Genomic DNA, 14,324 nt, shown 5'->3' with positions numbered 1-14,324 from the left:
AAGTCCGATGTCTTTGGAGGAAAGACATGGAAAACTTCAGTCTCCTGATGGATGGCTTCGCCCACATACTCAGTTTCAATCATGTTCTGCTGATGATGCTGGGGGTGACGCTTGGAATTCTTGTGGGTGTCCTGCCTGGATTGGCGCGCCCAATGGCGTTTCCCTGCTTTTGCCGCTGACATTCACGATGGACCCGATCTCCGCGATTATTCTGCTCTCGTGCATGTATTGGGGGGCATTGTTCGGTGGGTCGACAACGTCCATTCTGTTCAACATTCCGGGGGAACCTTCGTCCGTAGCCACTACTTTCGACGGCTATCCGATGGCGAAGGCCGGACATGCGAGCCGCGCATTGACGCTGGCGTTCGTCTCGGCTGGGATCGGCGCACTGGCTGGCGTGGTGATGATTACGCTGCTCTCAAGCTGGGTCGCCAATTTCGCCCTGCGGTTTTCATCCCCGGAATATTTCGCTGTGTATTTTCTGGCTTTTGCCAGTTTCATATCCATGGGCGCGCAATCGCCGTTCAAGACGCTCGTTTCCATGATGATTGGCTTCGCCTTTGCTTCCGTAGGTATGGACACGATCTCCGGCAATCTGCGTCTGACATTCGACATACCGGAACTTATCAAGGGTATCTCCTTCTTGATCGCAGTGATGGGCCTGTTCGGGATCGGTGAATTGTTGCTGACGACGGAGGAGGGGCTTCGTTTCGACGGTATCAAGGCGCGGGTGCGTCTTGGCGAGATCGGGCGCACTCTTCTCGAAATGCCGCGCTATTGGTTTACGCTCGCTCGTTCCACGCTGATCGGCATCTGGATGGGTATAACTCCTGCCGGACCGACCGCTGCATCCTTCATGAGCTACGGGGTGGCTCGCCGTTCCGCACGGGACAAATCGAAGTTCGGCAAAGGCGATCCTCGCGGGATCGTCGCGCCGGAAACCGCCGACCATTCTGCTGGCACATCCGCCCTTCTCCCCATGCTGGCACTGGGCGTGCCTGGTTCGGCAACCGCTGCCGTGATGATGGGTGGGCTGATGATCTGGGGGCTCACTCCGGGTCCGACATTGTTCACGGATCGTCCGGACTTTGTCTGGGGTCTGATTGCCTCCATGTATCTCGGCAACATTGTCGCCGTCATTCTGGTGATTGCGACCGTGCCGCTCTACGCATCTATTCTGCGCGTGCCGTTCTCGATCATTGGTCCGATCATTGTCGCGGTCATTTTCTCCGGCGCTTATCAGGTCGCCAACTCGATAACCGATGTCTGGCTGGTGATCGCATTCGGTGTGCTGGGCTATATCTTCAAGAAGCTCGATTATCCGCTCGCGCCTTTGGTTCTCGCCATGGTTCTCGGCGACAAGGCAGAAGATGCATTCCGCCAGTCGATGATGATGTCCGGCGGTCAGCTTTCGATATTCTGGTCGAATGGCCTGGTTGCCTCATTGATGACGCTCGGCGTCTTCCTGCTGGTCTCCCCAGCCCTATTCTGGGCAATCGGCAGGCTGCGGAACCGCAAGCCCCAGGTTCCCTCCGGCAATGGCAATGTGGCCTGATCCCCATGGATGATGCAAAAGAACAGGAATGCAAGTTGAAACAGACAACTTCCAAATGGACACGCGAAACCTGGCCAATTGCAGCGGCGATGATCCAGTATCCCAATATGCTGCCGGATGGCAGTTCGGTGCAGGATCAGTCGGCGGAAGATTGGGCTCGCACCTTGTCCGATGTTGCGGACGCAGGTTTTACGGAACTTGACCCGACAGACAGCTGGTTGCGGCTCGCTGATTTGTCGCCTGCACGCCTCGCTGAATTCATGACCGTTGCCAAATCGCTAGGCCTCACCATTCCTGCAATTTCGATCTCACGGCGCAGTGTGATTGACGCCCAGCGCGGCGATGAATATCTGGCCTATGGGCATCGGCTTATCGACACGGCGAAAGAGATCGGCGCGGGCAGCGTTTCCTTCGGATTGTTTGAACCGCTGACGAATGCACAGAAACAGGCATTGTGGTTCTGGACGGTTGACGGGGCGAAGAACCCGGATGACCCGGCTGTCTGGAAAAAGGCCGTGGAGCGAATTCGCGAACTCGGACGCCATGCGGAGGAGCTCGATATAGAGCTTTCGCTTGAAATGTATGAGGATACTTATCTTGGCACTGCGGACAGTTCGGTTCGTTTTGTCGAGGAAGTCGGTCTCGACAATGTCGGGATCAATGCCGATCTGGGCAATCTCATTCGTCTGCACCGTCCGGTCGAGCATTGGCAGCAGATGATGGAGAAGGTGGCGCCTTACGCAAAGTTCTGGCACGTCAAGAACTACACCCGCACCGAAGATCCCGCATCAGGCGTAATCGTCACGCATCCGGCTCCGCTCGAAAGCGGTATCATCAATTATCGCGCCGCGATCGGAATGGCGCTGGATCACGGATTTGCCAGCCCGTTTTTATGCGAACATTATGGTGGCGACGGGCTTTCCGTTTCGGCTACAAATCGTGACTATCTGCGCCGCATCCTGCCACGCGGCTAATGACCCAGACCAAGGACTGTTTCAATGACGACGATTTTCGACGCGCCGGAGGAGTTTGCCTCGACCGCTCTTGCCGGGTTTGCCAGTATCTATAACCGCTATGTTCGCCACGTGCGGGGCGGCGTTGTTCGCTCGACAAAGGTGCCTCAAGGCAAGGTCGCTGTGGTTGTGGGGGGCGGCTCCGGCCATTACCCGGCGTTTGCCGGATATGTGGGGCCGGGTCTAGCCGATGCAGCTGTTGCTGGCGACGTATTCGCTTCACCCTCGACAGCGGCAGTGGCCCGCGTCTGCCGTCAGGCGCATAAGGGCGGTGGTATTCTTCTGGGCTTTGGTAATTATGCAGGCGATGTCCTCAATTTCGGCGTTGCCGCCGAGCGCCTGCGTGCCGAAGGGATCGACGTACGCATCGTGCCGGTAACGGACGATGTGGCCAGTGCTCCGGCGAATATGCACGAAAAGCGGCGGGGTATTGCTGGCGATCTGGTCGTGTTCAAGATTGCTGGCGCGGCTGCTGAAGCCGGTCTGTCACTGGATGAGGTCGAACGGCTGTCGCGTCATGCCAATGCGAACACAGTCTCCTTTGGCGTTGCCTTCAAAGGCTGCACATTGCCTGGCGCTCCACATCCGCTCTTCACCGTACCGGAAGGCCAGATGGCGCTTGGTCTCGGCATTCATGGCGAACCGGGAATCAAGGAAGAGGCGATCCTGCCTGCCTCCGGTCTGGCAAGCCTGTTGGTGGAGAAGCTTCTGGCGGAGCGTCCGGAAGGAACGCGAAGGGTTGGCGTTATCCTGAACGGCCTCGGTGCGACAAAATATGAAGAGCTGTTTGTCTTGTGGACGGCGATCGCGTCGCTTCTGGAAAAATCCGGTCTTGATATTGTAGCGCCGGAAGCGGGTGAATTTGTTACCAGTCTCGATATGCAAGGGTGCTCACTGACACTCCTGTGGCTCGATGAAGAACTCGAGCGCTATTGGACGGCAGCTTGCGATACTCCGGTTCTTCGTCGCGGCGCAGCCATTGCAGTGGAACCCGCTGACGATATCATCGCCAATGAGGATGCAGCCCCGGTTTTTGCTCAGGCGGATGAGGCAGGACGAGCAGGAGGCGCCTGCATTCAAGCTATTCTGCAGGCCGTCGGTGACGCACTGGTTGAAGCCGAAGAAGAGCTGGGCCGCATTGATGCTTTTGCCGGCGACGGCGATCACGGGCAGGGTATGCGACGCGGCTCCGCCGCTGCAAGGGAGGCTGCGGATCAAGCCGTGAAAGCTGGAGCCGGGTCCGCAAGCGTATTGGCTGTAGCCGGTGACGCTTGGGCAGATCGAGCGGGAGGAACATCCGGAGCGCTATGGGGGCTCCTGCTGCGCTCATGGAGCACAGAACTTTCCGACAATGGCAGCATTGATGATGGTGCAGTCGTCCGCGGCGGTAGGCGCGCGCTCGATGCCGTCACCACGCTTGGCCGGGCCAAACCCGGCGACAAGACATTGGTGGATGCTTTCGTGCCTTTTGTGGAGACGCTCGAAAATGAGTTTGCAGCAGGTGTTCCGCTGGCGCATGCATGGAATAAAGCTGCCGATATAGCAAAGGCAGCAGCCGAAGCGACGGCGCCTCTTGCCCCGAAACTGGGCCGTGCAAGACCGCTTGCCGACAAGAGTATCGGTCATCCGGACGCGGGAGCCATTTCGCTGGCGATGGTTGCAAAAGTCATCGGTCGGAAACTGAAGGGCTGAACGCCCGCTCCGGCGGGCCAGTTTCAAACTGGTCCGCCTTATGTACTCGGTAATGGTCTAGGAAAGCGGTCAGCCCGGAAGAATCTGGTAGTAAAAGTCGAGTTTTCCAGGCTTCGAGTGCGCCACAAGCATCACCAGTTTTTCCCGGTCGAACAGGCGAAACCAATCTTCCCATTCGACGATTTCAAGACCGCCCGCGTCCAGCGGGCGTTCGACATCGGCGACGAACTCTGGTTCGAAAACAATTCGCAAGACCGGCGCAGCATCGGGATCTATGGAGGTGCTGACAAATGCCGGATTTCCGTTGCGAGCAGCCACCCAGTCGCGAATGGCTTCATGGGTGTCGAGAGTGATCATTTCACTCATAGAGAACATTCCTCCGGTTGTTACGATGAAGTCCGACACCGTCAGGGACAGGTAAATGCCGCCCTTGTCCCGCTTGTCATGTCCTATCAGATAGGCCTCACTTGCGTTCTGGAAAGGCGATGCTCCGTTCACTTTCTTCGTGATTCTGCATTCGGGGTAAAATCTTTCAGTTCATCCTGTTGACGACGGCTTTGCGTTCATTCATGTCGTAAACCGACTATTCGCTGTTACAGCATGGAAATCCCCAAAATGACTGAACGTCTCTCCCTCGCTCGCGACCGCATCAATGTTCTTCTGCTGGAAGGCATTAACCAGACGGCCGTCGATTACTTCAAAGCCTCCGGTTACACCAATGTCACGCATTTGCCGAAGGCGCTGGATAAGGCCGATCTGATCGAAGCGATTTCGTCAGCGCATATTGTCGGTATTCGCTCCCGGACGCAGTTGACCGAAGAGATTTTTGCTGCGGCTAACCGCTTGATCGCAGTCGGTTGTTTCTCCGTCGGGACCAACCAGGTTGAACTGAAAGCAGCCCGCAAGCGCGGCATTCCGGTCTTCAATGCACCATTTTCGAACACCCGTTCGGTGGCGGAACTGGTGATTGGCGAAATCATCATGCTGATGCGTCGAATCTTCCCGCGTTCGGTCTCTGCGCATGCAGGCGGTTGGGACAAGACGGCAACCGGCAGCCGCGAAGTGCGTGGCAAGACGCTGGGTATTGTAGGCTATGGCAATATCGGTTCGCAGGTCGGCAATCTGGCCGAGAGCCTCGGCATGACGGTCCGCTATTTCGACACTTCCGACAAGCTGCAATATGGCAATGTCAAACCGGCTGCGAGCCTTGATGAGCTGTTGAAGATTTCGGACGTCGTCAGCCTGCACGTGCCGTCGAACAAATCGACTTCGAAGCTGATTACCGAAGCAAAACTGCGGAAGATGAAAAAGGGCGCTTTCCTCATCAATAATGCTCGCGGTACGGTTGTCGATCTGGAGGCTCTGGCGAAGGTCCTGCAGGAAGGACACCTCGCAGGTGCAGCCATCGACGTATTCCCGGTTGAACCAGCCTCCAACAACGACAGGTTTGTTTCGCCCATTCAGGGACTGGAAAACGTCATTCTCACGCCGCATATCGGTGGATCGACGGAAGAAGCGCAGGAACGTATCGGTTTGGAAGTCACCCGAAAACTGGTCGAATATTCCGATGTCGGCTCTACCTTGGGTGCCGTCAACTTCCCGCAGGTGCAGTTGCCGCCGCGCCCGACGGGTACGCGTTTCATGCACGTGCATGAAAACCGCCCCGGCATTCTCAACAGCCTCGTGAATGTTTTCTCGACACATAACATCAATATCGCCAGTCAGTTTCTGCAGACCGATGGCGAAGTGGGTTATCTTGTTATGGAAGCTGACGGCGTCGGCGACGCCAGCGAAACGGTCTTGCAGGCCATTCGCGAAATTCCAGGCACCATTCGTGCGCGTTTGCTCTATTGATCTATTTCGCAGCGCTAACTATCGCTGGCGCTGCGATTTCTCATAACGTTTGACGAGGCGGTCGCGGCGCAATCGCGAGAGGGGCTGTATCCAGAAAATACCGTCAAGCTGGTCTATTTCATGCTGGTGGCAAACGGCGAGCAGGCCTTCCGATTCCTCGGTTTGCTCGTTCCCGTCGAGGTCCTGATAGCGGATTTTGATGCGGGCGTGGCGTTCGACCTCATCGACAACGCCCGGCATGGAAACGCTACCTTCCTGATGATGGATCTTTTCCTCTGAAGCCCAGAGGATTTGCGGGTTCACATAGAATTTCGGGCCCGCTTCAGGCAGTTCCAGAACCACCAAACGCATTGCAATACCGATATGTGGCGCGGTGATCCCGATGCCCGGGGCTGCTCGCATCGTGTCGAGGAGATCGGTTCCCAGTTCCTGCAAAGCGCTGTCGAACAGGGTGACAGGATCGGCTACGGCACGCAGCCGTTTATCCGGATAGCTTACAATCGGGCGAACAGTCATCGGGCCTCACAATGCGGCGCGGATACACGCTTATCCGCATGCGCTCTTTGGCCGATTTTCATCGTGACTTGCAAACATTATTGCAGGGAGACGATCACAATCCCCGTGCAATAACGAGACGTTGGACGTCGCTCGTGCCCTCGTAAATCTGGCATACGCGAACATCACGATAAATGCGCTCAACCGGATAATCAGCCAGATACCCGTAACCGCCGTGAATCTGGATCGCGGCGGAGCAGACCTGTTCGGCCATTTCCGAAGCGACAAGTTTGGCCATCGAAGCTTCCGTCAAACAGGGTTTGCCTGCTTCACGCAATGCGGCTGCATGCAGCACCATCTGCCGGGCCGCCTCAATTTTTGTCGCCATATCCGCGAGCCGGAACGCAACCGCTTGATGCTCGATGATGGGCTTGCCGAATGTAACGCGTTCCCTGGCATAAGCACGCGCGGCTTCGAATGCGGCGCGGGCCATCCCGACTGACTGTGCGGCGATACCGATACGCCCGCCTTCCAGATTGGCAAGCGCTATCTTGTAGCCTTGGCCCTCTTCACCCAGCCGGTTTTCCACCGGAATGCGCATGTTTGTGAAAGCGAGCGCACATGTATCAGATGAATGCTGGCCGAGCTTGTGTTCGACTGAAACGACCTCGTAACCCGGTGTATCGGTCGGCACAATGAAAGCCGAGATGCCTTTCTTGCCTGCCGATGGATCGGTAACGGCAAACACGATCACTACGCTGCCATTCTTGCCCGACGTGATGAACTGTTTGGAACCATCCATCACATAATGATCACCATCGCGGCGTGCACGGGTTTTGAGCGCGGAGGCATCGGAACCGGCTTGGGGTTCGGTCAATGCGAACCCGCCAATCCATTCGCCAGACGCCATTTTGGGCAGAAACCGCTGTTTCTGCTCTTCGGTGCCGAAACGGAGGATGGGAACGCAGCCGACCGATGAATGGACCGAAACGATGGTCGAACATGCCCCATCGCCGGCCGCAATCTCTTCCAGCGCCAGCGCATAGGCAACCGTACCGAGATCGGAGCCGCCCCATTCTTCCGGCACCAGCATTCCGAGAAAGCCAAGCTCTCCCATTTCGGTGAGTTCTGCGCGCGGAAAGGCGTGCTCCCTGTCGCGTGCGGCAGCACCCGGCGCAAGCCGTTCCTGTGCGAACTGCCGGGCAGCTTCGCGAATCTGCTCCTGCGTATCGTTCAAGAGCATCAGACAATCCTCTCAATGCCTACGGCGGTGGCCTCGCCACCGCCCAAACAGATGCCAGCCACGCCGCGCTTCAGGCCGTGGGTTTCGAGGGCTGAAAGCAAGGTGACAAGAATGCGGGCACCCGACGCGCCGATTGGATGGCCAAGGGCGCAGGCGCCACCATGAATATTGACCTTGTCATGCGGAAGATCGAGATCGCGCATGGCAGCCATGGCGACAACCGCAAAGGCCTCGTTGATCTCAAAAAGATCGACATCACTCAGGTTCCAGCCGATCTTTTCCGAAAGCTTGCTTATCGCGCCGATGGGGGCTGTTGGATAAAGGTTCGGCTTGTCGGCATGGGTGGCATGGCCGACCAGAACGGCGCGCGGGGTGAGCCCGCGCTTTTCCGCCTCCGATGCGCGCATGAGAACGAGTGCAGCTGCCCCATCCGAGATCGAGGAGGAATTGGCGGCCGTCACAGTGCCACCGTCGCGAAATGCCGGGCGAAGGGTCGGAATCTTCTCCAGTTTCGCCTTGCCTGGCTGCTCGTCAATCGAAACTTCAACTTCGTTGCGCCCAGCCTTCACCGTGACGGGCGTGATTTCGGCGGCGAAAAGCCCGTCCCTGATAGCATTCTGCGCACGCGTCAGCGAGGCAATGGCGAATTCATCCTGAGCTTCACGGGTGAATTGATAGGCTTCCGCGCAATCTTCGGCAAAGGTGCCCATGAGACGGCCTTTATCATAAGCATCTTCAAGCCCATCAAGGAACATATGGTCGAGAATCTGGCCGTGTCCCATACGATACCCGCCACGTGCCTTGGGCAGCAGATAGGGGGCATTGCTCATGCTTTCCATGCCGCCCGAGACGATCACACTGGCGGAACCCGCGAGGAGAAGATCATGCGCGAGCATGGTCGCCTTCATGCCGGAGCCGCACATCTTGTTGATGGTCGTCGCGCCTGTGGAAACGGGTATTCCGGCTTTGATCGAAGCCTGACGCGCCGGAGCCTGCCCCTGACCGGCGGGCAGAACGCAGCCCAAATAGACGTCTTCGACCGCTTCCGGTGCAAGTCCCGCTCCTGCAAGTGCGCCACGAATGGCCGCGGCACCGAGGTCTGTAGCCTGAGCGCTGGCAAAATCGCCCTGAAAGCCTCCCATGGGAGTACGGGAAGCACCGACAATGACAATGGGATCGCTGTTGGACATGATCGTTCCTCGTTGTTTTTTTTCCGTACGCAATTCCGGACGGAAAACCGGTTTCCACTTTTCCTGGAATGACTTTATTTCGCTGCCATGCGAAGTGCACCATCCAGGCGGATGACTTCACCGTTGAGCATCTGGTTTTCCAAGATATGGCGGGCAAGAGCCGCATATTCTTCCGGACGCCCCAGCCGAGGCGGGAAGGGCACGGATGCACCGAGGGCATCCTGCACTTCCTGCGGCATGCCGGCCATCATCGGCGTGGCGAAAATTCCCGGTGCGATGGTCATGACCCGGATGCCGTGACGCGCAAGTTCGCGGGCGACCGGCAAGGTCATCGCAGCAACGCCGCCCTTGGAAGCGGAATAGGCAGCCTGACCGATCTGGCCGTCAAAGGCTGCAACCGATGCGGTGTTGATGATGACGCCGCGCTCCCCGCCTTCACCGGGGTCGTTCTTTGCCATGGCTTCCGCGGCAAGGCGCAGCATATTGAACGTGCCGATCAGATTGATCGAAATTGCGCGCGTGAAGCTTTCCAGTCGATGCGCCCCGTCGCGTCCGAGGACCTTTTCGCCGGGCGCGACACCGGCACAATTGACGAGCACATCAACGCGTCCGAACGCTTCCAGTGCGGCTGCTATAGCTGCTTTGCCATCCTCGTCGCTGGTGACATCCGTGCGGTGGAACTTTGCTGCCGCGCCAAGCGCCTTCGCCTGCGATTCGCCTGCTTCTGCATTCACATCCAGAAGCATAACCTTGCTACCAGCATCGACGGCCATTTTCGCAACCGCAGCGCCGAGGCCGGAGCTTGCACCGGTAATAAGGAATACCCGATCCTTAATCTGCATATTCTTGTCCTCAGGCCTTCGTCTGTTGCTGTTTGTCGATTTCCGCCTTGCGCAGGAGGAAACGCTGTATTTTTCCACTCGGTGTCTTGGGAAGTTCGCTTAGAAAGTCGATTTCACGTGGATAGGCGTGGGCGGAGAGCCGCGTCTTCACGTGCAATGCCAGTTCATCTTTCAGTGCCTGCGTACCTTCGAAACCCGGCGCAAGGATAACGAATGCCTTCACAATTTCCGTGCGTTGCGGGTCCGGCACGCCCACGACCGCGGCTTCATTGACCGCTGCATGTTCAAGAAGGGCGCTTTCCACATCGAACGGTCCGATGCGGTAACCGGATGATGTTATAACGTCGTCAGCCCGGCCGATGAAACTGATCGAACCATCCGGCTCGAATTCCACGGTGTCGCCAGTGCGATAGTAACCGCCCGCAATGGCTGGCGTTTCCTGCTTGTAATAGCCGGAAAACCAGAGAAGCGGCGATTTTGCTATATCAATGGCAAGAATACCAGGCTGGTTAGGACCGAGTTCGTTGCTTTGTTCATCCAGAACGGCCACACGATAGCCGGGCATGGCGTAACCAGCCGACCCGTGCCGGACCGCGTGTTCAAGGCCGTGATGATTATTGACCACCATGCCCAGTTCCGTCTGGCCGTAATGATCATAGATCGGTGCGCCGAGATATGCGTCGAACCAGCGAATAACCTCCGGGTTGAGTGGCTCTCCGGCGCTCGACACGACGCGCAGGCGACCCTTGACGCGTTTGGCTGCTTCCGGTCCTTCCGCCATCAGCAGTCGAAAGGCGGTCGGTGAACCGGCAAGGCTCGTAACACCGAGACGCTCAATGATATCGTAGGTGCTTTCAGCGGTGAAGCCGCCTTCGTACAGCGTGGTTGCGATGCCTAGCTGCAATGGTCCTGTCACTGCATAATAAAGTCCATATGCCCAGCCCGGATCGGCAATATTCCAGAAAATATCGTCGGAACGCAGGCCGATGGCGTCGCGCATATAGGCGCCGAATGCCAGCAGCGCATAAAGCGGGACTGGTACGCCTTTCGGTAGGCCCGCCGTACCCGAGGTCGACATCATCATGAACAGATCGCTGCCTGTGCGAAGTACCGGGGGGCAGTCAACCGAAGCGGACGCAGTCGCATCGCGAAAATCGATGTCCCCGGCGGTCAGGCTTTCACCAGATGCGAGAACGGTAGCGATCTTGGGACAGTTTTCGACTTCAGCAAGCTTGGCACGATTGGCCGTGTTTGTGACGACCAGTTTTGCGCCGCTGGTTTTCAGACGATGTTCAATCGCTTTGGGACCGAAGGCGGTGAAAAGCGGCTGATAGACAGCGCCGATACGCCACGCGCCGAGAATGGTTGCGATGAGTTCTGGCGTGCGCGGCAACAGACCTGCGACGACATCGCCAGCGCCGACACCTCCATCTTTCAGTACATTGCCCGCACGAGCGGCCATATCGCGCAGGTTCTCGAAGGTGAATTCAGAAAGTTCGCCATTTGTCGCAATGGCACGCAAGGCGACGCGATTATCACCGATATGCCGGTCGCAGCATTCAACACAGGCATTGATGCCGGTTTCCGGATTGCCGTGAAGCTTTGCGATAGCATCTTCGATGCGAAATTGCGCAACGGCATCCTCATAACGCGCCAGCCGCGCTGAAACGGACGTTTCAGTCATCCAGTATAACCTCCCTGACCGCCACCTCCTCGTGGCCAACCATTCCTGAAGGTTAACTCTTCATGCATTGCAAACAATGACATTAGATGCATTAATGTGTGATCGATTTTGCAATATGGGGAGACCATGGAGCGCCACAATATCGCGCCGGGCTTTGTCGAGGATGCGCTCGAAAGTGTGCGCGTTCGGGGGATAGATGTAGCTCCCCTCATGGCCCAAATCGGCTTGTCCGAAAGAGTGACTGAGCCCGTCACCAATGTCGAATACGGTCGTTTGTGGTGGCTGATCGCCGAAACGATCAACGATGAATTCTTCGGGCTGGCTGCAAGGCCGATGCGTCCTGGCAGTTTCAACCTCCTTTGTCACGCGGTTTTGCATGCAGGCACGCTGGAACGTGCCTTGCGGCGGGCCTTGCAGTTTCTCAATGTGGTATTGGATGATCCGCAGGGTGAATTGCGGATCCGCGACGGCATGGCCCATGTTGTTCTGACTGATGCCGGACCTCCGAGGCCGGCCTTTGCCTATCGGGCCTATTGGCTGATCCTGATGGGAGTGGTCTGCTGGCTGATCGGACGGCGTATTCCCCTGCGGACGCTGGACTTTGCCTGCCCTGCGCCTGTCCACCGTCAGGATTATCATAAATTTTTCGGAGCGCCGGTTCTCTTTGACCAGCCGGTCACGCGACTGGTTTTCTCATCATCCTATCTGTCGCTGCCGATCATTCGGAGCGATGTGGCGCTGGAAAATTTTTTGCGCGAAGCTCCTGCCAATATTCTGATCCGCTATCGTCATGATAACGATCTCTCTGCAAGAGTGCGGTCGCAACTGAACGCCTTGCCAATGGCGGACTGGCCGTCCCTGGAAGAGTTGGCAAGGGGACTTGGCATGTCCGTACCGACCTTGCGGCGCAGGCTGCGGGGGGAGGGGCAGAGTTTCGGCACGATCAAGGACGAGTTGCGCTTCGTGACAGCCGAAAGGCTTCTGCAGGAAAACAGCCTCAGTGTAGCGGAGGTAGCCGCCGAACTTGGCTACAGTGAACCGAGCGCCTTTTATCGCGCATTTCATAAATGGATGGGGCAGAGCCCGGGACTGTTTCGAACGGTACAGCAGGAGAAATAAAAAAATGCCGGGCACTGGGCCCGGCATCTCTTCGCTTGGGAGGCTGTGTCAGTCTTCCTTGATCATGCTGTCCTTGCTGGTATCGCGCATGCGCAGGTACACAATCAGGGAAATGCCGATCATGATGGTGACGTACCAGTAAAAGCCACGTTCCCAACCGCCATTCTTGAAGCTCAACGCGACGTATTCGGCGGTGCCACCGAAGAGGGTGTTGGCCAGCGCATAGGGAAGGGCGACGCCGAGCGCGCGAATATGCGCCGGGAAAAGCTCCGCCTTCACCACAGCGTTGATGGAAGTGTAGCCGGTGACGATGATGAGCGCACCCATGACCAGCAGACCGGCCGTGATCGGATCGCGGGTCTGTTCCAGGGTCGTGAAGATCGGATAAGTGAAAAGAACACCGGCTGCGCCGAATGCGATCATCAGCGGCTTGCGGCCGATCTTGTCCGACAAAGCGCCAGCGATGGGCTGCAGGCACATGAAGACGAACAATGTGACGGCGTTGATCTGGCTTGCCACTTCACGGCTGAACCCGGACGTGTTCACCAGAAACTTCTGCATGTAGATCGAGTATGCGTAGAAGGCGAGCGTGCCGCCAGCGGTCAGAAGCATGACGAGGGCGGTTTCCTTCGGATGGTGCTTGATAAGCGTCCAGAAACCGGATTTCGGTGCGTCCTTGGTCTTTGCATTCTTGAAGCTCTCGGTTTCCGCCAGGCCGCGACGCAGCCAGAACACGACAACGGCAAGCAGTGCGCCGATGAAGAACGGAATGCGCCAGCCCCAGGATTCGAGCGCAGGGGTTTCCATCGTCGACTGAAGCACGATCAAAAGCAGGATTGCGAGAAGCTGCCCCGAAATGAGCGTGACATACTGGAAGGAAGAGAAGAAGCCACGGCGATCCTTGCCTGCCATTTCCGACAGATAGGTGGCGCTTGCGCCGTATTCGCCGCCGACCGAGAGGCCCTGCATCAAACGGGCGAGCACGAGGAGGGCGGGAGCTGCAAGCCCGATGGTCTGGTAGTCCGGCGTCAGCGCGATAATCAGCGAACCGGCACACATGAGCGTCACGGACAGCGCCAGACCTGCCTTGCGGCCCTTACGATCGGCATAAATACCCATGATCCAAGCGCCGATAGGGCGCATGACGAAACCAACCGCAAAGACTGCGGCCGCGCTCATGAGCTGGGCAGTCTGGTTATCGGACGGGAAGAAGTGCGGTGCAAAATAGAGCGCAAATGCTGCATAGACATACCAGTCGAACCATTCGACCAGATTGCCGGTCGAGCCGCCGATGATGGATTTCAGGCGGCTGTTGGTGCTTTGCACTTCACTCCGTTCGTTTGTAATTGAGACCATGGTTGCTCCTTCAAATCTCTCGATTTTTGAATTTCACCCCTTGTTTGGGAACCGGATCGACGAAACGGTTTCGGGGTGTTTTCCATCGCTTCAACTCCTCTCGGCACTTCCTTTTGGGATTGTGGGAGAAGACTTGTGTAGCGCTGGTGAATAATCTCAGTCCGCACTCCGCTTCAGCGTCGAGCAGGCAATTGCAGTGATCCGGCCGATAAGAGCGACGCCGGAAATCAATTGCGGTGCTGGTGCTATGTTGAAGTGGTTCACGGCTAACTCCTCCCCTC

11 protein-coding genes and 1 pseudogene are annotated in these 14,324 nt (G+C 57.3%); 5 read left to right on the top strand and 7 right to left on the bottom strand.

Going from position 1 to position 14,324, the window contains the following annotated elements; translation table 11 throughout:
* Positions 1 to 26: 26 nt before the first annotated feature.
* The 3 genes and pseudogenes from ACS5UA_RS18170 (at position 27) to ACS5UA_RS18160 (ending at position 4,260) form a co-directional block, all read left to right on the top strand.
* Positions 27 to 1,555, top strand: a pseudogene (locus ACS5UA_RS18170) (tripartite tricarboxylate transporter permease).
* 5 nt (positions 1,556 to 1,560) lie between these two features.
* Positions 1,561 to 2,529 (top strand): sugar phosphate isomerase/epimerase family protein, encoded by a 969-nt coding sequence (locus ACS5UA_RS18165; RefSeq protein WP_443101565.1) that lies wholly within the window; start codon positions 1,561 to 1,563, stop codon positions 2,527 to 2,529.
* Between the two features lie 24 nt (positions 2,530 to 2,553).
* Positions 2,554 to 4,260, top strand: coding sequence for a dihydroxyacetone kinase family protein (locus ACS5UA_RS18160; RefSeq protein ID WP_443101564.1), 1,707 nt, complete (start codon positions 2,554 to 2,556; stop codon positions 4,258 to 4,260).
* Between the two features lie 69 nt (positions 4,261 to 4,329).
* Here the strand turns inward: ACS5UA_RS18160 and ACS5UA_RS18155 are convergent, their stop codons facing one another.
* The gene (locus ACS5UA_RS18155) at positions 4,330 to 4,758 is read right to left on the bottom strand and encodes a hypothetical protein (RefSeq protein ID WP_443101563.1); all 429 of its coding nucleotides are present in this window, start codon (positions 4,756 to 4,758) and stop codon (positions 4,330 to 4,332) included.
* A 117-nt stretch (positions 4,759 to 4,875) separates the two neighbouring features.
* On the opposite strand from ACS5UA_RS18155, the gene serA reads away from it, so the two are divergent.
* Positions 4,876 to 6,114, top strand: a complete 1,239-nt coding sequence (gene serA / locus ACS5UA_RS18150; RefSeq protein WP_025091157.1) for a phosphoglycerate dehydrogenase — start codon at positions 4,876 to 4,878, stop codon at positions 6,112 to 6,114.
* Between the two features lie 18 nt (positions 6,115 to 6,132).
* On the opposite strand, the gene ACS5UA_RS18145 is transcribed toward serA, so the two are convergent.
* The 5 genes from ACS5UA_RS18145 to ACS5UA_RS18125 all read right to left on the bottom strand — a co-directional run bounded on the left by ACS5UA_RS18145 (position 6,133) and on the right by ACS5UA_RS18125 (position 11,568).
* Positions 6,133 to 6,630, bottom strand: a complete 498-nt coding sequence (locus ACS5UA_RS18145; RefSeq protein ID WP_443101562.1) for a peptide deformylase — start codon at positions 6,628 to 6,630, stop codon at positions 6,133 to 6,135.
* 94 nt (positions 6,631 to 6,724) lie between these two features.
* Positions 6,725 to 7,852: an acyl-CoA dehydrogenase family protein gene (locus tag ACS5UA_RS18140; protein ID WP_443101561.1), complete on the bottom strand. Its 1,128-nt coding sequence runs from the start codon at positions 7,850 to 7,852 to the stop codon at positions 6,725 to 6,727.
* On the bottom strand, positions 7,852 to 9,042 hold the full coding sequence (locus ACS5UA_RS18135) for an acetyl-CoA C-acyltransferase (protein WP_443101560.1): 1,191 nt from the start codon (positions 9,040 to 9,042) through the stop codon (positions 7,852 to 7,854). The genes ACS5UA_RS18140 and ACS5UA_RS18135 overlap by 1 nt, the downstream gene beginning before the upstream one ends.
* A gap of 74 nt (positions 9,043 to 9,116) precedes the next feature.
* Positions 9,117 to 9,884 (bottom strand): 3-hydroxyacyl-CoA dehydrogenase, encoded by a 768-nt coding sequence (locus ACS5UA_RS18130; protein ID WP_443101559.1) that lies wholly within the window; start codon positions 9,882 to 9,884, stop codon positions 9,117 to 9,119.
* Positions 9,885 to 9,894: 10 nt separating this feature from the next.
* Positions 9,895 to 11,568 (bottom strand): acyl-CoA synthetase, encoded by a 1,674-nt coding sequence (locus tag ACS5UA_RS18125; protein WP_443101558.1) that lies wholly within the window; start codon positions 11,566 to 11,568, stop codon positions 9,895 to 9,897.
* Between the two features lie 126 nt (positions 11,569 to 11,694).
* Between ACS5UA_RS18125 and ACS5UA_RS18120 the strand changes: the two genes are divergently transcribed.
* Positions 11,695 to 12,687 (top strand): AraC family transcriptional regulator, encoded by a 993-nt coding sequence (locus ACS5UA_RS18120; RefSeq protein ID WP_443101557.1) that lies wholly within the window; start codon positions 11,695 to 11,697, stop codon positions 12,685 to 12,687.
* Between the two features lie 48 nt (positions 12,688 to 12,735).
* Here ACS5UA_RS18120 and ACS5UA_RS18115 read toward each other — a convergent pair whose 3' ends face one another.
* Positions 12,736 to 14,043 carry an MFS transporter gene (locus tag ACS5UA_RS18115; RefSeq protein ID WP_006470142.1) on the bottom strand — a complete coding sequence of 436 codons (1,308 nt, stop codon included), beginning with the start codon at positions 14,041 to 14,043 and terminating at the stop codon, positions 12,736 to 12,738.
* Between the last annotated feature and the right edge of the window lie 281 nt (positions 14,044 to 14,324).

It is taken from the genome of Brucella sp. RRSP16 (assembly GCF_052246815.1).
In the GTDB taxonomy this organism is placed as follows: Bacteria; Pseudomonadota; Alphaproteobacteria; order Rhizobiales; family Rhizobiaceae; genus Brucella; species Brucella intermedia.
This window is presented reverse-complemented; position numbering and strand designations above follow the sequence as displayed.